Origin of the sequence: Synechococcus sp. CCAP 1479/9 (assembly GCF_019038535.1) — a bacterium.
GTDB lineage: Bacteria > Cyanobacteriota > Cyanobacteriia > PCC-6307 > Cyanobiaceae > Cyanobium.
Map to the genome: position 1 here is coordinate 44667 of NZ_JAFKRK010000024.1, position 22697 is coordinate 67363.

Genomic DNA, 22697 nt, shown 5'->3' on the forward strand with positions numbered 1-22697 from the left:
CGGGGCAAGGGGGTCCCTAACCTAGGCATCACTCCCTTGGCCCCCGGGCCGCCCGGGCCATGGACGACCAGAACCATCCCCTCCATGCGATCGACCGGGAGACGGTCGACCGGCTGCTGGCGGTGGAGCGACCCGAGGACGGGCACCTGGTTGATGCGGCGAGGCTGCAGATGCGCTACGCGGGCTTCCCCGGTGCCGCCGACATCCGCGACGACCTCGAGCGGATCCTGCGGCTCTGGGGTCTGGACGTCGAGGCGCTCCACGCCCGCACCCGGGCCATCTGGGCGGCCGGGTTCCGGCCCGGTGCGGCACCCGTGGCCGAAGCGGTGGGCTCGGGCTTCGACACCGCCTCCGACGATGCCGGTTGAGGGCTAGCGGCCGGACGGTTGGGCCTGGTTCGTCAGAACGGCCCACTTCGGGCGATAGTGGGGGCGTCCCCATCACCCGGCCCGGCGTGCTCTGCACCCGGGCTTTTTTCTTGCGCTCCTGTCCCCCGTTCCTGTCGATGGCCGGACTCCCGTAAGTTGCCGCTGATGCTTCAGCGTTCGGTGATGTCCGCCTCCCCCACCTGGCCCCAGCTGCTGGAGCAGCTCCTCAACGGCCAGGATCTCCAGGCCGACCAGGCCGCCGCCCTGATGCGGGGTTGGCTGGACGGGAGCATCGACCCGGTGCTCACCGGAGGCCTGCTGGCCGCCCTGCGGGCCAAGGGCACCAGCGGCGAGGAACTGGCGGCGATGGCCGCCGTCCTGCGGCAGGCCTGCCCCCTGCCGGGCGAGCGGCCGCCGCTGGAGCTGATCGACACCTGCGGCACGGGCGGGGCCGGTGCCGACAGCTTCAACATCTCCACGGCCGTGGCCTTCACGGCGGCCGCCTGTGGTGCCCATGTGGCCAAGCACGGCAACCGCAGCGCCAGTGGCCGGGTCGGATCGGCCGACGTGCTCGAGGCCCTGGGCCTCGACCTGGGGGCTCCCCTGGCCACGGTGGTGGAGGCCCTGCCGCGCACCGGTGTGACCTTCCTGTTCGCCCCGGGCTGGCATCCCGCCCTGGTGGGCATGGCCCCCCTGCGCCGCACCCTCGGCGTGCGCACCGTGTTCAACCTGCTCGGACCGCTGGTCAATCCCCTGACACCCGAGGCCCAGGTGCTCGGGGTGGCCCGGCCCGACCTGCTGGATCCGATGGCCGACGCCCTGCGCCGCCTCGGTCAGCGACGGGCCGTCGTCGTCCACGGCCACGGCGGCCTCGATGAGGCCACCCTCTCGGGTCCCAGCGAGCTCCGCCTGCTGGAGGACGGCGAGGTGCGCCGCGATTGGCTGGATCCTGCTGCGCTGGGGCTGGCCCCGGCGGATCTGGAGGCCCTGCGGGGTGGGGATGTGGCCGCCAACCGCGCCATCCTCGAGGCGGTCCTGCAGGGCGGCGGCACCCGGGCCCAGGCCGATGTGGTGGCCCTGAACGCCGCCCTGGTGCTCTGGGCCGCCGGGCTGGAGCCGTCCATCGCCGCGGGTCTGGAACGGGCCCGCCAGGCCCTGGGCGACGGCAGCGCCTGGGCCAGGCTGGAGGCGCTGCGCGCTGCCCTGTCGGGGTCTGAAGGATGATCGGGATTCCTGCCGACGCCCCCCTGGACACCCCACAGGTGGCCCCCGAGGCCCCCAGCACCGAAGGCGACACGCCGGCCGTGCTCGTTCTGGCCGATGGCACCGTGCTGCGGGGGTTGGCCTGCGGCGCCCGCGGCAGCGTCTGCGGCGAGGTGGTCTTCAACACCGGCATGACCGGCTACCAGGAGGTGCTCACCGATCCGAGCTACGCCGGCCAGCTGATCACCTTCACCTATCCGGAACTCGGCAACACCGGTGTCAACGGGGAGGACCTGGAGGCCGAGCACGCCCACGCCCGCGGCTGCATCCTGCGCCAGCTCGCCCCCCGGCCCAGCAGCTGGCGCTGCCAGGAGACCCTCGACCACTGGCTGGTCCGCCAGGGGGTGGTGGGCATCCGTGGCGTCGACACCCGCGCCTTGGTGCGCCACCTGCGGGAAGGCGGCGCCCTCAACGGCGCCATCGCCAGCGACGGCACCGACCCAGCCGCGCTGCTGGAGCGGGTGCGGGCCGCCCCCTCGATGGACGGACTCAACCTGGCCGCCCAGGTGAGCACCCGGGAGCCCTACACCTGGGACCGCAGTTGCGCGGCCGCCTTCGACGCCAGGCTCCAGGCCTCTCCCGACCGTCCCTACCGGGTGGTGGCGATCGATTTCGGCATCAAGCGCGCCATCCTCGAGCGCCTGGTGGCCCATGGCTGCGCGGTCACCGTGCTGCCGGCGGACGCCACCCTGGAGCAGGTGCTGGCCCTGGAGCCGGAGGGGGTGTTCCTCTCCAACGGCCCCGGTGACCCGGCCGCCGTGGCCGAAGGCATCGCCCTGGCCAGGGACCTGCTGCAGCAGCCCCAGCTGCCGCTCTTCGGCATCTGCCTGGGTCACCAGATCCTCGGCCTGGCCCTGGGGGGGCGCAGCTTCAAGCTCGGCTATGGCCACCGCGGCCTCAACCACCCCTGCGGCTCGCCCGGTTCGGTGGAGATCACCAGCCAGAACCACGGCTTCGCCCTTGATGCGGCCTCCCTTCCGGCCGAGCGGGTGCGGATCACCCACCTCAACCTCAACGACCGCACCGTGGCGGCCCTGGCTCTGCGCCACCAGCCCGTCTTCGGTGTCCAGTACCACCCGGAGGCCAGCCCCGGTCCCCACGACGCCGACCACCACTTCGCCCGGTTCGTGGCGTTGATGGCGGAACGTCGCTGAATCGGCACGTTTCGTTGCGGTTCCCGCATTCTGGATCGGGGTCTCTACAGTTCGGCGCGTTCAACTCCTTGAGGACTGGGGCCATCACCGACCTGCAGCGACTGACCGTCTCCCTGAGAGGGGGCAGCGAACGGCGGGATGCGTGCCTGCTGTTCAGTTTCACGGGGCAGCTGGACGCCTATTCCGACAAGCAGTTCACCGAATTCATCACGGACCGCCACAAGGGAGAGACCCTCCCTGTGGTCATCGACCTGAGCCGAATCGATTTCATCGACTCCTCCGGACTCGGCGCCCTGGTGCAGCTGGCCAAACTGTTCAACGACAGCTCCCGCCAGTTCATCGTCGTCGGCAACGCCCGGGTCGTCCAGACGGTCAAGCTGGTGCGCCTGGAGGCCTTCCTGCACCTGCAACCCGATCTGGAGTCCGCCCTTGGCAGCCTCGCCCCCGCCTGAGGGGCCCGGCCTCTGGGTGGCCTCCGTGCCCCCCCAGGCACCATCCACGGACCTCGCCACGGCCCAGCTGGCCTGGCTGGGGGATGCGGTCTGGGAACTGCACCAGCGGCTCCGCCACTGCCGCCAGCCGGCCCGGGCCGCCGATCTGCACCGGGCGGTGGTGGGGGAAGTGCAGGCCGAAGCCCAGGCCGAGGCCTTGCGGCGACTGGATCCCCTGCTCAGCGAAGCGGAACGCCGCCTGGTCCTGCGCGGACGCAACCAGGCCGGGCGGGGCCCTCGCCGCGGTGCGCCCCAGGCCTATGGGCAGGCCACGGGATTTGAGACGATGCTGGGATGGCTTTTTCTGCAGGACCCCAGACGGCTGGCTGAGCTGCTGGACCATCTCGAGAAGACCGAACCCCGTTCCCCATCCGCCAGCCCATGAGTCCCTCCCCTGACCGCCGCGGCGACCGTCGCCCCGACCGTCGTCCTGACCGCCGTTCCGACCCCGGCGCTGACCGGACTCCCCGGCGTCTCGGCTCCGGTGCCGGCGGGCGCCCCATCAGCCGCGGTTCCGGCTCAGCCCGCCCCCGCCGCCCTGGAGAGGGCTATGGCCGTGACAGGCCCCCCTTCGATCGGGATCGGGGCGTTGAGAGGGGTGGCGAGCGTGCTGGCGAGCGGTCGGGTTCCCCCGATCGAGCCGGCGGCAGCCCCTACGGCCGTCGACCCTTTGAGGGCCGCCCCGGCGCCGATCGCCCCGACGACGCCCGCGGCGGCGGCGGCCGGCCGACCCGCGAGCGGCGTGGTGGGGACCGCTTCGTCCCCGCCCGCCCCTCCTTCGGCCGCCCAGTTCCCGGCCGCCCCGTCCCCAGCCGCCCCGTCCCCAGCCGCTCCGGCGCCGGACGTCCGACCAGCGGCCGTCCCATCCCGTCGCGGACAGGGCCGGCCCGCCGCGGCCCTGCCCTGTTCCGGGACGCCGACCGCGCCCCACGCCCCTTCCAGGGCCGTAGCGGCCCCGATCGGCCGGAGTCCGACGGTTCTGATGTCGATTTCCGTGGCGCAGCGGAGGCCTTCGCCGCCTCTGCCCCCACCGACCTGATCTGGGGCCGCCACACGACCCAGGCCACCCTGGAGAGCGGCCGGCCGATCCACCGGGTGTGGTGCACGCCTGAGATGCGCTTCAACCCCCGGTTCCTGCAGCTGCTGCGGGAGGCGAAGGCCTCCGGCGTGCTCGTGGAAGAAGTGACCTGGGCGCGCCTGGGCCAGCTCACCGGGGGGGCCGTGCACCAGGGCATCGTGCTGCAGCCCGCCGCCGCCGAGACCCTCGACCTGACCAGCCTGATCGAGGGCTGCCGCAGCATCGGTGAAGCGCCCCTGCTGATCGCGGTGGACGGCCTCACCGATCCCCACAACCTCGGCGCCATCGTCCGCAGCGCCGAAGCCCTGGGGGCCCATGGCATGGTCCTGCCCCAGCGCCGCAATGCCGGCCTGACCGGCTCGGTGGCGAAGGTGGCGGCCGGCGCCCTCGAGCACCTGCCCGTGGCCCGGGTGGTGAACCTCAACCGCTCCCTCGACACCCTCAAGCAGGAGGGTTACCGGGTGGTGGGTCTGGCCGAGGAGGGCACGGTCAGCCTGGAGGAGGTGGACCTGGAGGGCCCCCTGGTGGTGGTCACCGGTTCGGAGGGGGACGGCCTGTCACTGCTCACCCGCCGCTCCTGCGACCAGCTGGTGCGCATTCCCCTGCGGGGTGCCACGCCGAGCCTGAACGCCTCCGTGGCCACGGCGCTGCTGCTCTACGAAGTCGCCCGGCGCGGCTGGATGCGGGGCCTGACGGGCACCGCCCCCGCCCCCAGGATCGTGCGGCCCTCGATGCCGGCGCCCCCCGACCCCGAGCCGGAGACCCGGCCCGAAGCTGTGGTGCTGCCGGAGACGGAGGCCATGCCGGAAGCGGAAGGCGCCCCGGACGCGGAGGTCATGGCCGAACTGGATGCCCCGTTCCTGGACGAAGCGGCGGCTGAGGAGCTCGACGTGGAGCTCGACGAGGAGCTCGATGGTGACAACGGCCCTGCCTGGAGCCACCAGGAGGCTCAGGCCGAACCGGTAGCCGCCGAGCTGGCCGAATCCGTAACCACCGAGTCGGCCGAACCGGCCGCCGCCGAAGCCGACCCGGACGACCTCCCGGTGCTGCCGGAGGTGACGGCGGCGCCGCTCGCCGAGTCCCAGGCGAACCCCCTGGAGCCCCTGCCCTACCTGCCATCGGCCCAGCCCGGCTTCGACGGGGACATCCGCCTCTGATGCCCCCGACGGGGGCGGCCCAACCGCCCCCCAGAATGGCCACCTCGCCTCCCCCTCCCCTCCATGAACCCACTGCTCTGGCCCACGCGCGGCATCGCCAATGGGTTGGGCCTGGCCTGGTGGGCGCGGGTGGAAACCCGCTCCCCCGACGCGGTGTACTGGTTCGGGCCCTTCGTGCGTCGGCGGACGCTGGAGCAGGCGCTGCCCGCCTTCCTGGACGACCTGCGGGCGGAGTCACCGGCCTCCCTGGAGCACCAGTGCCTGCGCACCGGCCGCAGCGAGCCGTTCACCGAATTTTCCGATCTGGCCGACTGATTCTGGCCGACTGATAGCGTCCATCGCAGCTGGCTAGCGGTTGGATGGGCATCGCCGAATGGCGGGAGCAGCTTCGGCGGGGCGAGGTGTCGGCCCGGGAGCTCACGGATCGCCACCTGGCGCGCATCACGGCGGTGGATCCCACCGTGCATGCCTTTCTGGAGGTCACCGCCGAGCGGGCGCGGGCCGATGCCGATCGCATCGACGCGGCCCGGGCAGCTGGTGAGACCCTGCCCCCCCTGGCCGGCATTCCCCTGGCCATCAAGGACAACCTCTGCACCAAGGGCATCCGCACGACCTGCTCCAGCCGCATGCTGGAGAACTTCGTGCCCCCCTACGAATCCACGGTGACCGAGCGGCTCTGGCGGGCCGGCGCGGTGCTGCTGGGCAAGACCAACCTCGACGAGTTCGCCATGGGCAGCTCCACCGAGACCTCGGCCTTCGGCGCCAGCCGCAACCCCTGGAATCCGGATCGGGTGCCCGGCGGCAGCTCCGGCGGCAGTGCGGCCGCCGTGGCCGCCGGTGAATGCATCGGTTCGCTGGGCTCCGACACCGGTGGCTCGATCCGCCAGCCCGCCAGCTTCTGCGGGGTGGTGGGCCTCAAGCCCACCTACGGCCGGGTGAGCCGCTGGGGACTGGTGGCCTTCGCCTCCTCCCTCGACCAGGTGGGCCCGTTCAGCAGCAGCGTGGCCGATGCCGCCGAACTGCTGCAGGTGATCGCCGGGGAGGACCCCCGCGATGCCACCTGCCTGCGGGCGCCGGTGCCCGATTACTCCGCCGAGCTGGAGACCCCCATCGCCGGGCTGCGGGTGGGGCTGATCCGCGAGTGTTTCGACCAGGAGGGGCTGGACCCCGCGGTGAAGGCCTCGGTGCTGGCGGCCGCCGCCCAGCTGGAGGCCCTGGGCTGTGAGCTGGTGGACGTGAGCTGCCCCCGTTTCAACGACGGCATCGCCACCTACTACGTGATCGCCCCCTCGGAGGCCTCCGCCAACCTGGCCCGCTACGACGGCGTCAAGTACGGCTTCCGGGCCGCCCCCGGCGAGCCGGGCAGCGATGGCCTGGCGGCAATGACGGCCCGCAGCCGGGCCGAGGGCTTCGGCGAGGAGGTGCAGCGGCGCATCCTGATCGGCACCTATGCCCTCTCCGCCGGCTACGTGGATGCCTACTACCGCAAGGCCCAGCAGGTGCGCACCCTCATCCGCCGCGATTTCGACCGCGCCTTCGAGACCGTCGACGTGCTGCTGACCCCCACCTCGCCCACCACCGCCTTCCCCAGCGGCGCCCACGCCGGCGATCCCCTGGCCATGTACCTGGCCGACCTGCTCACCATCCCCGCCAACCTGGCGGGCCTGCCGGCCATCAGCGTGCCCTGCGGCTTCGACGCCCAGGGCCTGCCGATCGGCCTGCAGCTGATCACCGGCGTGCTGGAGGAGCCCAAGCTGCTGCGTGTCGCCCACCAGTACGAGCAGGCGGCCCGGGTGATGGACGCCCGGCCCGCGGCGGCCCTGGTGGCCTGAGCAGGAGCCAGAATCCCACCCTCCCGGAGGCGCCGGCCATGCATGCGGAAGAGGCGGCGATCCGGAACGTGCTGGATCAATGGGCCGAGGCCACCCGGGACGGCCGGCACGACGACGTTCTCGCCCACCATCTGGAGGATCTGGTGATCTTCGATGTCCTCTCGCCGCTGCGCTACACCACGGCGGCGCAGTATCGGGACAGCTGGGAGTCCTGGCAGCCGGACGCCCGGGGCGCCGTGCTGTTCGCGCTGCAGGATCTCGCTGTCGAGGCGGGAGCTGATGTGGGTTATGCCTTCGGCCTGGTCCAGTGCGGGGGAACACTCCCGGACGGACAGACGTTCAGCGATACCGTCCGCATCACGTTCTGCCTGCGCAAGGGTGATGGGCAATGGAAGGTTGCCCACCAGCACGTCTCCAAACCGATCGAAAGAGGCTGATTGATCGTGCGAGCCCCCATCGAGATCCAGAGGAAGCGCTGCCTGGCCGTCCTGCTGTTCCTGATCGCCACCTCCCTTCCCGTCCGGGCCGGTCAGGACAATGTCCGCTGCCTGAGATCGATCGGCGTGGAGCCTCTTCAGAGACTTCAGTTCGGCCTTCGATCCAACAGTGATTCCAGCGCCTACGCCCTATACCAGGGGAGTCGTGGTCCCATCCCCCTGAAACTGTTGAAAGTGACGGAGCTGAGGCGGGTTGAAGGGGGAAGGCCATCGGAGTTCGAGACGCAGTGGATCGAAGCGACAGCCCCTGAATCGGCGGGACGCTATGTGTACACAAACGAGGGGTCCTTGATCGATGATTTCCAGTACATCCGCGCCGATGGAAGCATCGTCAGGTTCGTGGATGATTCCGATGTCCTGGATGCCGGCACGTGCCTCTGGCCACCTCCCTAGGCAGCCGAGGCCAGGGATGGTTGGCTGCGGCTCCATGCAGGCGACTCCATGCAGGCGGCTGCATCCCATCGGCCACGGATCCGCCGCAGCGATCGGCCAACGGTGACTGGCTGCCTGTCTAGAGATGGGTATGGACAACCTCTCCCGTCGTCAGAACAGGACCTGGCTCGCTGTCGTTTCTGCGGTTGTGGTGGTGGTCGCCGGTGGCGCCTTCCTCAACAACCAGCACCAGCAGCGACTTGAGGCCGAGGCCCGGGCCCAGGCCGCCCAGGATCAGGCCAACCGGCAATCCATGGAGCGGATGCAGGGCGAACTGGCCCTCAAGAACGAACTGGACTCCGCCTCCCAGCGGGAGGCTGCCCTGCAGCTGGAGCTCAGGGAGATGGACGCCGGGGCAAGCCGGCTCCTGGCGGCCGATGGCCAGCAGCAGGCCAGGCGCCAGCAGGCGGAGCGGGAGTTACAGGACCTACGGACCCAGCGCGCCAGGCTTGAGAAGCAGGTCGACTGCGAAAGAATCCAGTTGACGGTGAACCAGCTCAGTGCCAAGGGCGACACCGACCAGGCCCTCAAGCTGCAGAGCCTGTGGGCCGCGCCCTGCCCGAGTCTCCAGGCGGCCAGATAGTCAGGCCCACCCTACTGGTGGTGTCACCAGTAGGGTGGGCGCAACATGTGGTGGCGCTGCCGTCCGACGCCATGGCCTTCGTCCCGCTCCACAACCACAGCGACTACAGCCTGCTGGACGGGGCCTCCCAGCTGCCGGCGATGGTGCAGCGGGCCGTGGAGCTGGGCATGCCGGCCCTGGCCCTCACCGACCACGGGGTGATGTACGGCGCCATCGAGCTGCTGAAGCTCTGCACCAAGGCGGGCATCAAGCCGATCATCGGCAACGAGATGTACGTCATCAACGGCTCGATCGAGGATCCGCAGCTGAAGAAGGAGCGTCGCTACCACCTGGTGGTGCTGGCCAAGAATGCCGTCGGCTATCGCAACCTGGTGAAGCTCACCAGCATCAGCCACCTGCGGGGCATGCGTGGCCGGGGGATCTTCTCGCGGGCCTGCATCGACAAAGCCCTGCTGCGGCAGTACAGCGAAGGGCTGATGGTGGCCACCGCCTGCCTGGGCGGTGAGATTCCCCAGGCGATCCTGCGCGGTCGCCCGGAGGTGGCCCGCGAGGTGGCCAGCTGGTACCGGGAGGTGTTCGGTGACGACTTCTACCTGGAGATCCAGGACCATGGCGGCTTAGAGGACCGCATCGTCAACGTCGAGATGGCCCGGATCAGCGCCGAGCTGGGCATCCCCCTGATCGCCACCAACGACGCCCACTACCTCACCAGCAACGACGTCGAGGCCCACGACGCCCTGCTGTGCGTGCTCACCGGCAAGCTGATCAGTGATGAGAAGCGCCTGCGCTACACGGGCACCGAATACATCAAGAGCGAGGCGGAGATGGCCCGGCTCTTCGGCGACCACCTCGAGCCGGAGGTGATCGCCGCGGCCATCGCCACCACCGCCCGGGTGGCCGAGAAGGTGGAGGACTACGACATCCTGGGGCGCTACCAGATGCCCCGCTTCCCGATCCCCGAGGGCCACACCGCCGTCAGCTACCTCAGCGAGGTGGCCCACCAGGGCCTGCGGGACCGGCTGGGGATCGCTGCCGATGCCGCCATCGACCCGGCCTACGGGGAGCGGCTGGCGTTTGAGCTGCAGGTGATGGAGCAGATGGGCTTCCCCACCTACTTCCTGGTGGTCTGGGACTACATCCGCTTCGCCCGCGAGAGCGGCATCCCCGTGGGGCCGGGCCGGGGTTCGGCCGCCGGTTCTCTGGTGGCCTATTCCCTCGGCATCACCAACATCGATCCGGTGGAGCACGGCCTGCTGTTCGAGCGCTTCCTCAACCCGGAACGCAAGTCGATGCCTGACATCGACACCGACTTCTGCATCGAGCGCCGCGGTGAGGTGATCGAGTACGTGACGCAGCGCTACGGCGAGGACAAGGTCGCCCAGATCATCACCTTCAACCGGATGACCTCCAAGGCGGTGCTCAAGGACGTGGCCCGGGTGCTCGACATCCCCTACGGCGAAGCCGACCGGTTGGCCAAGCTGATTCCCGTGGCCCGGGGCAAGCCCGCCAAGCTCGCCGAGATGATCGGCGCCGAGTCGCCGGTGCCGGAGTTCCGCGAGAAGTATGAAAACGACCCGAAGGTGCGCCACTGGGTCGACCTGGCCCGCCGCATCGAGGGCACCAACAAGACCTTCGGTGTCCATGCGGCCGGCGTGGTGATCGCCGCCGAACCCCTCGACGAACTGGTGCCCCTGCAGCGCAACAACGACGGCCAGGTGATCACCCAGTACTTCATGGAGGACGTCGAGGCGATGGGCCTGCTGAAGATGGACTTCCTGGGCCTCAAGAACCTCACCATGATCGAGAAGACGATCGAGCTGGTGGCCCAGGCCGAGGGGGAACGGCTCGATCCCGACGCCCTGCCGGCCAACGATCCGGGCACCTACGCCCTGCTGGCCCGGGGCGATCTGGAGGGCATCTTCCAGCTCGAATCCAGCGGCATGCGCCAGATCGTCCGTGATCTCAAGCCTTCCTCCCTGGAGGACATCTCCTCGATCCTGGCCCTCTATCGGCCGGGCCCCCTCGATGCGGGCCTGATCCCCAAGTTCATCAACCGCAAGCATGGCCGCGAGGCCATTGATGTGGCCCACGCCAAGCTGGAGCCGATCCTCAAGGAGACCTACGGGATCATGGTCTACCAGGAGCAGATCATGCGGATCGCCCAGGACCTGGCGGGCTATTCCCTCGGTGAAGCCGACCTGCTGCGGCGGGCGATGGGCAAGAAGAAGGTGTCGGAGATGCAGAAGCATCGCCACCAGTTCGTCACCGGCGCCAGCGAACGGGGCGTGGAGGCTTCCATCGCCGATGCGTTGTTCGACCAGATGGTGCTGTTCGCCGAGTACTGCTTCAACAAGAGCCATTCCACCGCCTACGGCGCCGTCACCTACCAGACCGCCTACCTCAAGGCCCACCATCCGGTGGCCTACATGGCGGCCCTGCTCACGGTGAATGCCGGCACCACCGACAAGGTGCAGCGCTACATCGCCAACTGCCAGGCGATGGGCATCGAGGTGATGCCGCCGGACGTCAATGCCTCCGGCATCGACTTCACCCCCGTGGGCAAGAAGATCCTCTTCGGCCTCTCGGCCATCCGCAACCTGGGCGACGGCGCCATCCGCCAGTTGATCGAGGCCCGCTCCAGCGGCGGCCCCTTCCTGCACCTGGCCGATCTCTGCGACCGGATCCCTGGCCAGCAGCTCAACCGCCGGGCGATCGAGTCCCTGATCCACTGCGGTGCCCTCGATGGCCTGGAGCCCAAGGCCAACCGGGCCCAGCTGATGGCCGACCTCGATCTGGTGCTCGACTGGGCCAGCTCCCGGGCCCGCGACCGGGCCAGCGGCCAGGGCAACCTTTTCGACCTGTTCGGCGGCGGGGCTGCCGGTACTTCGGAGGGCGGCGCTGCCGTCGAGGCCCCCGCCCCGCCGAAGGCCGCTCCGGTGCCCGACTATCCCCCCACCGAGAAGCTGAAGCTGGAGAAGGAGCTGCTGGGCTTCTACATCTCCGACCACCCCCTGCGCCAGTTGGCGTCCCAGGTGCGGCTGCTGACGCCGATCGGCCTGGCCAATCTCGAGGAGATGGCCGACAAGGCCAAGGTGAGCGTGGTGGTGATGGTGAGCGAGATCCGCCAGGTGACCACCCGCAAGGGGGACCGCATGGCCGTGCTGCAGCTGGAGGACCTCACCGGCTCCTGCGAGGCGGTGGTGTTCCCCAAGAGCTACGCCCGCCTGGCCGACCACCTGATGGTGGATGCCCGCCTGCTGCTCTGGGCAGGCGTCGACCGCCGCGACGACCGGGTGCAGCTGCTCGTCGACGACTGCCGCAGCATCGAGGACCTGCAGCTGGTGATGGTGGAGCTGGCCCCCGAGCAGGCCGGTGACATCGCCGTCCAGCACCGCCTGCGGGAATGCCTCACCCGCCACCGGCCTGGCCAGGAGGAGGCGGGGGTGCGGGTGCCGGTGGTGGCCCTGGTGAAGCACCAGGACGAAACCCGCTTCGTGCGCCTGGGGGGTCAGTTCTGCGTCGCCGACGCGCCCGCGGCCGTGGAGACCCTGGCCTCGGCCGACTTCAGGGCGTGGCTGCGCTCACCCCTGGGGAGTGCCTGAGCCTGACCCGGTGCCCGCAGCGCCCTGGCGCATGGCCCGCACCGAGGCCCGCACCCGGCCGATGTTGACGCCGATCTGCTCGAAGCCCAGCAGGCTGCCGGGACCGTCCTCCCAGCTGGCCGAAAGAACGCCGTAGCTGAGGCCCAGCAGGCCGAGCAGGAAGAAGGCCCCGGAGCCCACCAGGGTGAGGCCGGGGGGTATGTCGAGCACCCCGCGGCTCACCAGCAGGTAACTGGCGACGAACACCCCCATGCCCAGCACCGTGGGGGTGCCGGTGGCGATGGCGATGCGCCGCACCATGCGGTTGGCCACCGCATCCGGGATCACCTGCTGGCGGGGCGCCTTGGCCGGGGTCGGCACGGGGCGGTCCGCCCCGAAGGATTTCGGCTTCGGCCGACGGGCCATGGATCCGTCCTCAGCCGCGGATGCCGAGCTTCTTGATCAGTTCGGCGTAGCGGGTCTCGCTCTGGGCGCGGAGGTAGCCGAGCAGGCGCTTGCGGCGGCCGATCATCTTGAGCAGCCCCTGGCGCGAGGAGAAGTCGTGGATGTTCTTCTGCAGGTGGCCACTGAGTTGCTGGATCCGCTCGCTCAACATCGCGACCTGCACTTCCACCGAGCCGGTGTCGGTGCCGTGGGCCTGATGGGAATTGATCAGTTCCTGTTTCTGGGTGGTGGTGAGCGGCATGGGCGGATCTGAGCCCGAACGGTGCAAACCAACACCTTAACGTGCGGCCCGTTGGCACTCCCCCGGACCGGCCCGATTCAGGCCACGGCGCGGGACAGCCAGCGCAGACTTTCCCGGATCCAGTCGTCGGCGCCGGCGGACCCATCGATCCCCGCGGCGACGGCCCGCAGGGCCCGGTGGATTTCCAGGGGCTCGTAGCCGAGGGCCACCAGGGTGATCTGCACCTCCTCGCGGCAGGGGGCCGAAGGGGCCCCGTCGACCCCATCGCCAGTCTCCCCGTCGTCCTCCAGGGGATCCACCAGGCCGCTGAAGCGCTCCTGCAGGCGCGCGCGCAGCTCCACCGACAGGCGCTCGGCCGTGCGCTTGCCCACCCCCTGAGCCAGGCAGAGGCTGCGCAGGTCGGCGTGGACGATGGCGCGCACGAGATCGGGCACCTCCAGCGCCCCGAGCAGGCCCAGGGCCATCTGGGGGCCCACGCCGCTCACGGCCACCAGTTCGCGGAACAGGTCCCGCTCACGCCGATCGGGGAAGCCGTAGAGGGTCCAGCCGTCGTCGCGGATGCTGTGGTGGATGTGCAGGGCCAGTTCGCTGCCCTCCTCCGGCAGGCGACGCCACTGCCGCAGGGTGAGCTGCACTTCGTAACCCACCCCCTGGCAGATCAGCAGCGCCCCGCAACGGTGAGCCTGCTGCCATGGTTCGGCCAGTCGCCCCTGCAGCCAGCCGATCATGGTGAGACGTGCGTCAGCCCCCATGCTGCCCCTCCTGCCAAGCCCCCCGGCTCGCCTCCCCTCGTTGCCGGCCCCGGTGCCGGCGCTGCTGCTGGCGGCGCTGCTGGCCGTGCTGCTGCTTCTCGGGGGCTGCGGCAGGGTCGGCCAGCCGCCCCGGAGCGTGCTGCTCGACGCCCTTTCCCTGCAGATCCATCTCACCCAGGGGGCCATCGCCCAGGCCCTCGATCTCCAGGCGGACGGCCTGCCCGAGGTGAGCCGGGTGCGGGTCGATGCCCAGGATGGCGTTGCCATCGGGGGGGACCGCGGCCTGCACCTCACCGGCCGCTTCGATTGGCGCCTGCCGGGGGATGCCATCCGGGTCGACAGCCCCTTCGAGCTCTATCTGCAGCCGGGCTCGAAGGGGCAGAGCTGGCGGCTGGCCCGCCCCAGCGGCAGCAGCGACGGCAGCAGCCAGGACTGGATCACCGATCCCCTGCCCCTGCGCTCACGGGGCTGAGGGGGCCCCTTCGGAGAGCCGCAGCCAGCGGGCCACGTGCGGCAGGGTGAGGCCCTGCACCAGCAGGTTGATCACCACGACGCAGAAGACGATGCCGCCCGCGTTCTGCACCAGGGACGGCACCGTGGCCGTGTCGATGCCGCGCACCTTGGGGATGGCGTCGACCATCTCGAAACTCAGGGCCAGGGGTACGGCCCCCCGCAGGCCGCACCAGGACACCAGGAGCGAATCCCGCAGCGTGAAGGGAGAGAAGCGCTGCAACAGCAGCACACTCGCCGGCCTTGCCACCAGCATCATGGCGAGGGCGACGACGATGCCCTCGGGCAGCGCCGGTAGAAGTTCGAACGGATGGACGCTCAGACCGAAGATCAGGAAAACGGTGATTTCGGTCATGTTGTTGAACGGCAGCAGGGTCTGCTGCAGGGCCTCCGGTGTGATCCGTTCGTTGCTGTAGGTGTGGTTGCGCAGCATCAGGCCCGCCACGTAGGCGCTGATGAAGCCGGAACCACCCATCAGCTCCGCCACGCCGTAGGAGATCAGGCTGATGGCGATGCCCAGGATCAGGAGCTGGTTGCTTTCCCGCACCAGCCGGTTGAGGCTGAAGCGTCCCAGATAGCTCACGCAGACCCCGATCAGCAGACCGGAGCCGATCTTCTGCAGGAAGGTCTGCAGCTGCTCCACCACCACTCCCTGCTGCCCGCCGCTGGCCCCCTCCAGGGTCGTCAGGCCGATCACCACGCCCAGAAACAGGATGCCGGTGGGATCGTTGACGGAGGATTCGAACTGCACCAGGGCCGCCAGCCGCCGAGGGATCGCCCGCTCCACCAGCTGCAGCACATTCATCGTGGCCCCGGCGTCCGTCGACCCGAGGCAGGCGGCGATCAGCATCGCCACGGCCAGCGGCACCTGCCGGAAACCGAGTTCGATGCCGGCCGCATCGGGGGAGGCCACAAACCAGATGATCAGCCCCAGCAGCAGGCTGGAGATGATCACGCCTCCCACCGCCAGGATGATGCCGTACTCCAGAAAGCCGCGAATCGAGCGGATATCGGTTTCCAGTCCGGCGTTGAACAGCAGGATCGACAGGCTCAGAACCTGCAGTCGCAGGATCGTGTCATGGCTGAACAGGGTGACGGAGGGGTTGATCAGCAGGCCGAACAACAGAACGCCGAGAATCGCCGGCACCCCGATCTTCAGCGAAAAGCGACTGATCGCCAGCGTGCCGAGAAAGATGCCGCCGATGGTCAGCATCATCAGCGGCAGGGGGACGATCCCCGGCGCGATCGGCGGCCTGATCAATGGCGTCTCCGCCCCCTGACTGAAGCCCGCCACCACCGTGGCCAGCCAGCAATGGAGCCCAACGGGGAATGGCGGGGACAGCAGAGGGACCCAATCCGGCGGCGTCATCGTACGGGCGGCTTCTGCGTCGATGGCATCGCCCCGGCGACGCCCGGAGGTTTGCCCAGGCAGATCAGTGTGGCCACCAGGATCAGGCCCGCTCCGCCCGCCGTGGGCAGATCCATGGGTTCCCCGAAGATCCACCAGCCCCAGAGGGCGGCGAATCCCACCTGCACGTAGCTGATCGCCGTCGCCCGGGCCGCCGGAAGCTGGGTGAGGGCCCGGGTGAGCCCCACCTGGCCCAGCTGGGTGAACACCCCGATCGCCACCAGCCAGAGCAGCTCGGGCGGGGTGGGCAGCACCGGATCCAGCAGCACCGCCGGCAGGCTGAGGGGCACGGCGACGAGCGGAAAGTAGAGGATGATCACGGCCGGATGCTCGCTTTCCGCCAGGCGCCGCACGCTCACGTAGGCCACGGCGGTGAGCAGGGCGCCGGCCACCGCCACCAGCACCCAGAGCGCCGGCAGGGGGGCGCTGGCCGTGGGCCGGGCCACCAGCAGGACCCCCAGCCAGCCCAGCCCCATGGCCCCCAGCACACGCCGCCCCAGCCGTTCGCCCAGCAGCAGCCAGGCCAGCAGCGCCGTGAAGGTGGGGTAGAGGTACTGGAGCACCGTGGCGGCGGCCAGGGGCAGGTGCACGACGGCGGCATAGACGCAGAACAGGGCGGCACTGCCCACCAGACCCCGCACCACCAGCAGCCCCCGGCGCTGCCCCCAGGGATCCACGCCGATCCGGCGGACCATCGCGTAGCTCAGGGCCAGGCTCACCAGGGCCCGGGCCAGCACCACTTCGGCCAGGGGGAGACGGTCGCCCACCTGCTTGACCCCCACCACCATCAGGCTGAAGGCGAGGGCGCTCAGCACCATCCAGGCCCCGGCCGGGAGGGCACCGGCGCCGGCGGCGGGGCTGATTCGGTTCACCCGGCGATCTCCAGCGGTGGTGGCAGGCCCCAGAATGGCGCCAGTTCGACCACCACCGCTGGGGGGTCGCGGCGCCCGTTCCTCCACGCTTTCACCAGAAGCCTTCCCCCCCTTGAGCCTTCACCCTTGAGCCTTCCCCGTCTCCACCCCCGCACGATCGAGGCCGTCAAGGAGCGGGCCGACATCGTCGATGTGGTAGGGGAGCACGTGGTGCTCAAGAAGAAGGGCCGGGAATTCGTCGGGATCTGCCCGTTCCACGACGACAAATCCCCGTCGATGACGGTGTCGCCGGCCAAGCAGTTCTATTACTGCTTCTCCTGCGGGGCCGGCGGCAACGCCATCAAGTTCCTGATGGAGCTGCAGCGCACCAGCTTCAGCGAGGTGGTGCTGGATCTGGCGCGCAAATACCAGCTGCCGGTCGAGACCCTCGACGGCCCCCAGCAGGAGCGGCTGCGCCAGCAGCTCTCCCGCCGCGACCGGCTGCACCGGGTGCTGGCCCTGGCGGCGGGCTGGTTCCAGGGCCAGCTGCGCTCACCGGAGGGGGCGGCGGCCCTCACCTACCTGCGCCAGACCCGCGGCCTCAGCGAGACCACCCTCGAGGCGTTCCAGCTGGGCTATGCCCCGGCCGGCTGGGACGGCCTGCTGCAGCACCTGCAGCAGGTGGAGGGCCTGGGCCCCGACCTGCTGGAGGCGGCCGGCCTGGTGGTGGCCCGCAAGGGGGGCGGCGGCTTCTACGACCGCTTCCGCGACCGGGTGATGGTGCCGATCCGCGACCGCCAGGGTCGGGTGATCGGCTTCGGTGGCCGGGGGCTGGACGGCGCCGAGCCGAAGTACCTCAACTCCCCGGAAACGGAGGTGTTCGAGAAGGGCAAGCACCTGTTCGGGCTGGATCGGGCCGCCGACGCCATCCGCCGCGACGACCGGGCCGTGGTGGTGGAGGGCTATTTCGATGTGATCGCCCTGCACGCCGCCGGCATCACCAATGCGGTGGCCGCCCTTGGCACGGCCCTCAGCTCCAGCCAGATCACCCAGCTGTGCCGCTGCTGCGACAGCCGCCGGCTGATCCTCAACTTCGACAGCGACGGGGCGGGCATCCGCGCCGCCCAGCGGGCCATCGGCGAGGTGGAGCAGCTGGCGCTGCAGGGCCAGCTGGAGCTGCGGGTGCTGCACCTGCCCGCCGGCAAGGATCCGGACGAGTTTCTCCAGCAGCACGGCGCGGGGGAGTACCGCTCCCTGCTGGACCAGGCCCCCCTCTGGCTCGACTGGCAGATCGAGCAGGTGCTTGAGGGAAAGGATCTGGCCCGGGCCGACCAGTTCCAGCAGGCCGTTTCGGGGCTGGTGCAGCTGCTGGGCAAGCTGCCCCAGTCGGCGGTGCGCAGCCACTACCTGCAGCAGGTGGCGGAGCGCCTCTCCGGCGGCCAGGCCCGGCTGGCCATCCAGCTGGAGGAGGACCTGCGCCAGCAGGTCAAGGGCCAGCGCTGGCACGGCCGCTCGGCCCGATGGGAGCAACCCGGGGAAGTGGGCCACCGGGAGCGGGCCGAGGCGGAGATCCTGCGCCTCTACCTGCACTGCCCTCCCTGGCGTGGCGTGATCCGCGCCGAGCTGCGCCGGCGGGAGCTCGATGACTTCGCCCTCCAGCACCACCGCCAGCTCTGGGCCGCCATCGGTGAACTGGAGGAGGACAACCTCGGGGCCGGCCGGCTCGAGGCCGTCAACCGGGGCACCGACCCCGGCCTGGATCTGGCCGATCTCGATCTGCCCCGCCTGCTGGGCGACCGGCTGCTGGTGGAGCAGAGCGCCCTGCTCAGCCGCCTCACCCCCCTGCTGGAGCCCAGTGAGGTGCAGCGGCTGGCCCTGGCCCACCCACCGCTGCAGCTGCGGGGGGCCACGGCGTCGCTGGAGCGCCAGCGGGTGCTGCGCCGCTGCCGCCACCTGCTCGATGCCTGGTCGAGTCAGCGCCTCCAGACCCTCGAGCAGTGCATCGCCCGTCTTCTGGAGGAGGAGCGCGATGCGCCCCCGGCCACGGCTGCCCCCTCGCCCCCCGTCGCCCCCCCGGTCACCGGCGCCGGTCTCGACATGGAGACCCGCATCCACGACCTCTTCGACGCGCTCAACGGTGACGCCCTGCGCTTCCAGGAGGCCTACTACGCCGAACGCCGCTACCTGAATCAGCTGGATGACGGCCGCCGTGCCGGCTACGAGGAGACCCTCACGGCCCCGGCCGCCTGACGCCGGGATCCGCTCGCCGCCATCCGTTCTCCCTACAGTTTCAGTAGAGGCGAGGACCGATGGCCATGGCTTCCTATCCGGCCTTTCCTGTCCCCGCCGATGAGGACCAGCGGCTCCGCGACCTGGAGCGCTACGGGCTCTTTGAGGCCGACAGCGACGAGCACTTCGACCGGATCCTGGATCTGGCCGCCGCCATTTTTCAGACGCCCATCGTCGCCCTGTCCCTGGTGGAGGCCGACCGGCAGTGGTTCCTGGCCAGGCGGGGCCTCGACGTGCGCGAAACCCCCCGTGAGATGGCCTTCTGCGCCCACGCCATCGTCCACGACGACGTGATGGTGGTGCCCGATGCCCGGGCCGACGAACGCTTCCGCAGCAACCCCCTGGTCTTCGCCGATCCCCACATCCGCTTCTATGCCGGTGCGCCGCTGCAGACGCCGGAGGGCCACAACCTCGGCACCCTCTGCGTCATCGACCGGGAGCCCCGGGACCTCAGCGCCGAGCAGCGTGCCGTGCTGCACCGCCTGGCCCAGCTGGCCATGCGGGAGCTGGAACTGCGGCGCCTCGCCCACCTCTGCCCGGTCACCGGCCTGCCCACCCGCCACACCTTCCTGACCATCGGCGAGCGGGAGTTCGCCCGGGCCCGCCGCGATCACCATCCCCTGTCGCTGCTGCTCTTCGATGTCGACAATCTGCGGCTGATCAACAACCGCTGGGGCCATGCCGCCGGCGACCGGGTGCTGGCCGACCTGGTCCAGCTGGCCCGCACCTTCCTGCAGGAGCAGGACTTCGCCGCCCGTCTTGGCGATGGTGAGTTCGCCCTGCTGCTGGTGGGCATCGACGCGGATCGGGCGATGGCCCTGGCCGAGTCCCTCCGCACCGCCGTCACCCACATGCCCGGGGTGCACACCCATTCCGACTTCCGCCTGCACATCAGCGGCGGCCTCACCGCCCTGGCCCCCCAGGACCACGCCTTCCCCGACCTGATCCTGCGGGCCGAGCGGGCCCTTGCGCTGGCCAAGGGCAACGGCCGCGACCAGGTCGCCAGCCTCTTCGAGCGTCCCTGAGGGCCTCAGGCCCGCACCACCGGTACATCGCTCAGGCGGGTGGTGGCCGCCCGGGACAGGCGCGAGCGGCGCATCGTCCAGCGGGGCCGCAGGCCGCAGGCGGCCCACTGCACCGTGCCGCTGCCGTAGCGGCGGTTGAGGCCGTCGACGGCGGCCATCAGGGCCTCGCGCCGCCGCTGCTGCTCCGGCGGCAGCGGCACCAGCAGATGGTGCTGCAGCAGCGCCACCGGCTGCAGATCCTGCAGCAGCACCCCCGCCTTCTGCAGCGGCTTGTGGGGCCGGAACAGCCGCTCGGCCAGCGGCAGGGCGGCGGCGAGCAGCACGGCGGTGTCGTTGCTGGGCAGCGGCAGGGCGACGGTGGCGGCGTTGGCGTAGAAGCGGGTGCCGTTGAAGGGGCTGCTGCGCACGAACACCGTGACGCTGCCCGCCCGCTGCCCCTGGCGGCGCAGCTTCTCGCCGGCCCGGCTGAGGTAGGTGGCGATCGCCTGCCGCAGGCCCTCGAGGCTGGTGACCGGCTCGCTGAAGCTGCGGCTGACGCAGGTTTCCTGCTTCGCCGGCGGCACCGCCACCAGGGGCAGGCAGCTGTGGCCGCGCAGCTCCTGCTGCAGACGCACCCCCACCACGCCGCAGCGGTGCCGCAGCTCGCCGCTCGGCATGTCGCGCAGGGCCCGGGCGTTGGCGATGCCCCGCAGGCGGCACCAGCGGGACAGTTTACGGCCGATGCCCCAGACGTCCTCGATGGCGATGGCCTCCAGCCAGGGGCCCGGATCCCCCGCCTGGCCCAGGTCGAAGACGCCGCCATGGGAGGGGTCGCGTTTGGCGATCCGGTTGGCGATCTTGGCCAGCACCTTGGTGGGGGCGATGCCCACCGCCACCGGCAGGCCCAGCTGGCGGCGCACCTGGCGGCGCAGGTCTGTCCCCCAGGCGCTGAGGTCGCCGTCGCCGGGCGGGCGGTGCAGGCGGCCGAAGGCCTCGTCGATGGAATAGACCTCCAGCTCCTCCACCCAGGCTTCGAGGCTGGCCATCAGCCGCTGGCTCATGTCGGCGTAGAGGCCGTAGTTGGAGCTGCGCACCACCACGCCGCGGCGTTCCAGGTCGTGGCGCACCTGGAACCAGGGGGTGCCCATGGGAATGCCCATGGCGCGGGCCTCGGCGCTGCGGGAGACGATGCAGCCGTCGTTGTTGGAGAGCACCACCAGGGGCTTGCCGATCACGGCGGGATCGAGGGCCGCCTCGCAGGAGGCGTAGAAGTTGTTGCCGTCGATCAGGACTGTGGCCTGGGCCATCGACCTCCCGGCAGCGAACGGATCACGTGCAGGGCCACGCCCCAGAGGCGGTCGTCGTCGCTGCCGCCGAGGGCCAGGGGCGGGTAGGCGGGGTTGGCCGCCTCCAGCCACCAGCGCGGCCCCCGGCGCACCAGGCGCTTGAGGGTGAATCCCCCCTCCAGCAGGGCCACCACGATGCGGCCGGAGCGGGGAGCGGCCCCCCGGTCCACGACGAGCAGGTCGCCGTGGCGGATGCCGGCGCCGACCATCGAGTCGCCGCAGACGCGCAGCAGCAGGGTGCGCTCGGGGTGGAGGTTCAGCTGGGCGTTGAGGTCGACCCCCGGGCCGGGATCGGGGTGGTGGGGATCGGGCACGGGCCCCGGGCGACAGGCCTCACCTTAGTACGGATGTACTGGTCAGTCCCCGTCCTCGAGCAGCAGCTGCTGAAAGGCGGTGTAGAGCTCCCGTTCGGTGTCGTCGGCCGGGAGGCGCCGGTTCGCCCCGCTCCGAGGGGTCGGGGTGCGACGCCGGCTGGCGGCCCCGGGGGAGGCGCCATCGCCGCTCGGGCCGCCACTGGGGCCATCGCTGGGGCCGGGGCGGGGGCTGCCGGCGGGGGGGCTGCCGGCGACGGTGGGAGGCGTCTCCAGCTGCCGCAGGCGCTCCAGCAGATGGGGCGGCACGCTGCCGTCGGCGCTGACGTTCATCAGGGCGCGGAACAGCTTCTGGGGGTCCTGCTCGGTTTCCACCGGATGGCGACGTTCGAGCGCCGATGACCCGGGGGCCGGAGCGCCGGCGGCCGGGGTGGGAGGCGGCGGGGCGGGCAGCGGGCGGGGCAGCTGGCGGCCGAGGGCCTCCAGCCGCTCGCGGCTGCGGGCATCGAAGCTCATCGGGGCGGAATCAGCTGCAGTTCAGTGTGTCGCGGGTGAGCCGGCCACTGACGGGATTGGTGCCGCTGGCGGCGGCACAGAGGCTGGTGAGGGCATCACCGCGCAGGGGCACGTTCGTGAAGTCGGCGCCGTCGATGAGCACCCCACGGAACTTGGTGTTGAAGGCGAAGGCGTCGTCGAGGCGGGCGTTGCGCAGGTCGGTGCCCTCGAACACCGCCGAATCCAGGGTGGCGTCCCGCAGGTCGCTGCCGCTCAGGTCGGCGTCCTGGAGCTTGGCGCCGAACAGGCTGGCGCCGCGCAGGTCGGCCCCAGAGAGATCGGCGTCGCGCAGGTTGGTGAGGTTGAAGGTGACACCGCGCAGGTCGGCGCCGTGGAAATCGGCCCCGATCAGCACCTGTTTGGCGTAGTCCATCGCCGCCGCCACCGGCACGGGGCGGGCCAGCAGCAGAAGGCCATCCAGCAGCAGGGCCAGGAGCAGGGCCAGCAGCAGGGCCGGGAACCGGGGCAGGGGGCGCGTCATCGGCGATGAAGCGAAGAACGCCAGCCTAGGCAAGGGCTCCACGGCGCT

24 protein-coding genes are annotated in these 22697 nt (G+C 70.8%); 15 read left to right on the plus strand and 9 right to left on the minus strand.

What is annotated here, in order from left to right; genetic code table 11:
- The first annotated feature begins 59 nt into the window (after positions 1-59).
- The 12 genes from KUG38_RS09835 to KUG38_RS09890 all read left to right on the plus strand — a co-directional run bounded on the left by KUG38_RS09835 (position 60) and on the right by KUG38_RS09890 (position 12457).
- A complete protein-coding gene (locus KUG38_RS09835; protein WP_216920979.1) occupies positions 60-368 on the plus strand; it encodes a DUF3288 family protein in 309 nt (102 codons plus the stop codon).
- Between the two features lie 183 nt (positions 369-551).
- Positions 552-1592 (plus strand): anthranilate phosphoribosyltransferase, encoded by a 1041-nt coding sequence (trpD, locus tag KUG38_RS09840; RefSeq protein ID WP_216920981.1) that lies wholly within the window; start codon positions 552-554, stop codon positions 1590-1592.
- Positions 1589-2785 (plus strand): glutamine-hydrolyzing carbamoyl-phosphate synthase small subunit, encoded by a 1197-nt coding sequence (carA, locus tag KUG38_RS09845; protein ID WP_286195866.1) that lies wholly within the window; start codon positions 1589-1591, stop codon positions 2783-2785. Before trpD ends, carA begins: the two co-directional genes overlap by 4 nt.
- Before the next feature lie 68 nt (positions 2786-2853).
- Positions 2854-3237 carry an STAS domain-containing protein gene (locus KUG38_RS09850; protein ID WP_094585891.1) on the plus strand — a complete coding sequence of 128 codons (384 nt, stop codon included), beginning with the start codon at positions 2854-2856 and terminating at the stop codon, positions 3235-3237.
- Positions 3238-3253: 16 nt separating this feature from the next.
- Positions 3254-3661 (plus strand): Mini-ribonuclease 3, encoded by a 408-nt coding sequence (locus KUG38_RS09855; RefSeq protein WP_216920983.1) that lies wholly within the window; start codon positions 3254-3256, stop codon positions 3659-3661.
- Entirely contained in the window at positions 3658-5511 is a 1854-nt protein-coding gene (rlmB, locus tag KUG38_RS16940; RefSeq protein WP_286195867.1) for a 23S rRNA (guanosine(2251)-2'-O)-methyltransferase RlmB, read from the plus strand. Before KUG38_RS09855 ends, rlmB begins: the two co-directional genes overlap by 4 nt.
- A gap of 63 nt (positions 5512-5574) precedes the next feature.
- A complete protein-coding gene (locus tag KUG38_RS09865; RefSeq protein WP_216920985.1) occupies positions 5575-5826 on the plus strand; it encodes a DUF1816 domain-containing protein in 252 nt (83 codons plus the stop codon).
- Between the two features lie 44 nt (positions 5827-5870).
- On the plus strand, positions 5871-7343 hold the full coding sequence (gene gatA / locus KUG38_RS09870) for an Asp-tRNA(Asn)/Glu-tRNA(Gln) amidotransferase subunit GatA (RefSeq protein ID WP_216920987.1): 1473 nt from the start codon (positions 5871-5873) through the stop codon (positions 7341-7343).
- A gap of 38 nt (positions 7344-7381) precedes the next feature.
- Positions 7382-7780, plus strand: a complete 399-nt coding sequence (locus tag KUG38_RS09875) for a YybH family protein (RefSeq protein ID WP_216920989.1) — start codon at positions 7382-7384, stop codon at positions 7778-7780.
- Positions 7781-8233 (plus strand): hypothetical protein, encoded by a 453-nt coding sequence (locus tag KUG38_RS09880; RefSeq protein ID WP_216920991.1) that lies wholly within the window; start codon positions 7781-7783, stop codon positions 8231-8233.
- Positions 8234-8363: 130 nt separating this feature from the next.
- Complete coding sequence (locus KUG38_RS09885) at positions 8364-8855, plus strand: hypothetical protein (protein WP_216920993.1); 492 nt, start codon at positions 8364-8366, stop codon at positions 8853-8855.
- Between the two features lie 71 nt (positions 8856-8926).
- Positions 8927-12457: a DNA polymerase III subunit alpha gene (locus KUG38_RS09890; RefSeq protein ID WP_216920995.1), complete on the plus strand. Its 3531-nt coding sequence runs from the start codon at positions 8927-8929 to the stop codon at positions 12455-12457.
- Here the strand turns inward: KUG38_RS09890 and KUG38_RS09895 are convergent.
- From KUG38_RS09895 to ruvA, 3 genes are all read right to left on the minus strand, one after another.
- Positions 12437-12862 carry a PAM68 family protein gene (locus KUG38_RS09895; RefSeq protein WP_216920997.1) on the minus strand — a complete coding sequence of 142 codons (426 nt, stop codon included), beginning with the start codon at positions 12860-12862 and terminating at the stop codon, positions 12437-12439. The two genes, KUG38_RS09890 and KUG38_RS09895, sit on opposite strands and share 21 nt — an antisense overlap.
- A 10-nt stretch (positions 12863-12872) precedes the next feature.
- Complete coding sequence (gene rpsO, locus KUG38_RS09900; RefSeq protein WP_015108092.1) at positions 12873-13142, minus strand: 30S ribosomal protein S15; 270 nt, start codon at positions 13140-13142, stop codon at positions 12873-12875.
- A gap of 77 nt (positions 13143-13219) precedes the next feature.
- Positions 13220-13870 (minus strand): Holliday junction branch migration protein RuvA, encoded by a 651-nt coding sequence (ruvA, locus tag KUG38_RS09905; protein ID WP_216921714.1) that lies wholly within the window; start codon positions 13868-13870, stop codon positions 13220-13222.
- Positions 13871-13892: 22 nt separating this feature from the next.
- Here ruvA and KUG38_RS09910 point away from each other — a divergent pair, with 22 nt between their 5' ends.
- Positions 13893-14366 carry a hypothetical protein gene (locus tag KUG38_RS09910; protein ID WP_216920998.1) on the plus strand — a complete coding sequence of 158 codons (474 nt, stop codon included), beginning with the start codon at positions 13893-13895 and terminating at the stop codon, positions 14364-14366.
- Here KUG38_RS09910 and KUG38_RS09915 read toward each other — a convergent pair.
- Both KUG38_RS09915 and KUG38_RS09920 read right to left on the minus strand, forming a co-directional pair.
- On the minus strand, positions 14355-15773 hold the full coding sequence (locus tag KUG38_RS09915; protein ID WP_216920999.1) for a cation:proton antiporter domain-containing protein: 1419 nt from the start codon (positions 15771-15773) through the stop codon (positions 14355-14357). The genes KUG38_RS09910 and KUG38_RS09915 overlap by 12 nt on opposite strands.
- Positions 15770-16684: a DMT family transporter gene (locus tag KUG38_RS09920; RefSeq protein ID WP_353617769.1), complete on the minus strand. Its 915-nt coding sequence runs from the start codon at positions 16682-16684 to the stop codon at positions 15770-15772. Before KUG38_RS09920 ends, KUG38_RS09915 begins: the two co-directional genes overlap by 4 nt.
- Before the next feature lie 126 nt (positions 16685-16810).
- Here KUG38_RS09920 and dnaG point away from each other — a divergent pair, with 126 nt between their 5' ends.
- Both dnaG and KUG38_RS09930 read left to right on the plus strand, forming a co-directional pair.
- Positions 16811-18913 (plus strand): DNA primase, encoded by a 2103-nt coding sequence (gene dnaG / locus KUG38_RS09925; protein ID WP_216921000.1) that lies wholly within the window; start codon positions 16811-16813, stop codon positions 18911-18913.
- A gap of 65 nt (positions 18914-18978) precedes the next feature.
- Entirely contained in the window at positions 18979-19977 is a 999-nt protein-coding gene (locus KUG38_RS09930) for a GGDEF domain-containing protein (RefSeq protein WP_216921001.1), read from the plus strand.
- Between the two features lie 5 nt (positions 19978-19982).
- Here the strand turns inward: KUG38_RS09930 and KUG38_RS09935 are convergent, their stop codons facing one another.
- Genes KUG38_RS09935 through KUG38_RS09950 form a run of 4 tightly spaced genes read right to left on the minus strand, consistent with a single transcriptional unit; the run spans position 19983 to position 22649 of the window.
- On the minus strand, positions 19983-21263 hold the full coding sequence (locus KUG38_RS09935) for a Y-family DNA polymerase (protein WP_216921002.1): 1281 nt from the start codon (positions 21261-21263) through the stop codon (positions 19983-19985).
- Positions 21242-21616, minus strand: coding sequence for a LexA family protein (locus KUG38_RS09940; RefSeq protein ID WP_353617770.1), 375 nt, complete (start codon positions 21614-21616; stop codon positions 21242-21244). Before KUG38_RS09940 ends, KUG38_RS09935 begins: the two co-directional genes overlap by 22 nt.
- A gap of 42 nt (positions 21617-21658) precedes the next feature.
- Complete coding sequence (locus KUG38_RS09945) at positions 21659-22129, minus strand: hypothetical protein (RefSeq protein WP_216921003.1); 471 nt, start codon at positions 22127-22129, stop codon at positions 21659-21661.
- Positions 22130-22139: 10 nt separating this feature from the next.
- On the minus strand, positions 22140-22649 hold the full coding sequence (locus KUG38_RS09950) for a pentapeptide repeat-containing protein (protein ID WP_216921004.1): 510 nt from the start codon (positions 22647-22649) through the stop codon (positions 22140-22142).
- Positions 22650-22697 lie beyond the last annotated feature (48 nt).

Bases quoted from the DNA above. Each gene is read 5' to 3' on its own strand.
- KUG38_RS09835 (WP_216920979.1), top strand. From the start codon at position 60: ATGGACGACCAGAACCATCCCCTCCATGCGATCGACCGGGAGACGGTC.
- trpD (WP_216920981.1), top strand. From the start codon at position 552: ATGTCCGCCTCCCCCACCTGGCCCCAGCTGCTGGAGCAGCTCCTCAAC.
- carA (WP_286195866.1), top strand. From the start codon at position 1,589: ATGATCGGGATTCCTGCCGACGCCCCCCTGGACACCCCACAGGTGGCC.
- rlmB (WP_286195867.1), top strand. From the start codon at position 3,658: ATGAGTCCCTCCCCTGACCGCCGCGGCGACCGTCGCCCCGACCGTCGT.
- KUG38_RS09865 (WP_216920985.1), top strand. From the start codon at position 5,575: ATGAACCCACTGCTCTGGCCCACGCGCGGCATCGCCAATGGGTTGGGC.
- gatA (WP_216920987.1), top strand. From the start codon at position 5,871: ATGGGCATCGCCGAATGGCGGGAGCAGCTTCGGCGGGGCGAGGTGTCG.
- KUG38_RS09875 (WP_216920989.1), top strand. From the start codon at position 7,382: ATGCATGCGGAAGAGGCGGCGATCCGGAACGTGCTGGATCAATGGGCC.
- KUG38_RS09885 (WP_216920993.1), top strand. From the start codon at position 8,364: ATGGACAACCTCTCCCGTCGTCAGAACAGGACCTGGCTCGCTGTCGTT.
- KUG38_RS09890 (WP_216920995.1), top strand. From the start codon at position 8,927: ATGGCCTTCGTCCCGCTCCACAACCACAGCGACTACAGCCTGCTGGAC.
- KUG38_RS09895 (WP_216920997.1), bottom strand. From the start codon at position 12,862: ATGGCCCGTCGGCCGAAGCCGAAATCCTTCGGGGCGGACCGCCCCGTG.
- rpsO (WP_015108092.1), bottom strand. From the start codon at position 13,142: ATGCCGCTCACCACCACCCAGAAACAGGAACTGATCAATTCCCATCAG.
- ruvA (WP_216921714.1), bottom strand. From the start codon at position 13,870: ATGATCGGCTGGCTGCAGGGGCGACTGGCCGAACCATGGCAGCAGGCT.
- KUG38_RS09910 (WP_216920998.1), top strand. From the start codon at position 13,893: ATGCTGCCCCTCCTGCCAAGCCCCCCGGCTCGCCTCCCCTCGTTGCCG.
- KUG38_RS09915 (WP_216920999.1), bottom strand. From the start codon at position 15,773: ATGACGCCGCCGGATTGGGTCCCTCTGCTGTCCCCGCCATTCCCCGTT.
- KUG38_RS09930 (WP_216921001.1), top strand. From the start codon at position 18,979: ATGGCTTCCTATCCGGCCTTTCCTGTCCCCGCCGATGAGGACCAGCGG.
- KUG38_RS09935 (WP_216921002.1), bottom strand. From the start codon at position 21,263: ATGGCCCAGGCCACAGTCCTGATCGACGGCAACAACTTCTACGCCTCC.
- KUG38_RS09945 (WP_216921003.1), bottom strand. From the start codon at position 22,129: ATGAGCTTCGATGCCCGCAGCCGCGAGCGGCTGGAGGCCCTCGGCCGC.
- KUG38_RS09950 (WP_216921004.1), bottom strand. From the start codon at position 22,649: ATGACGCGCCCCCTGCCCCGGTTCCCGGCCCTGCTGCTGGCCCTGCTC.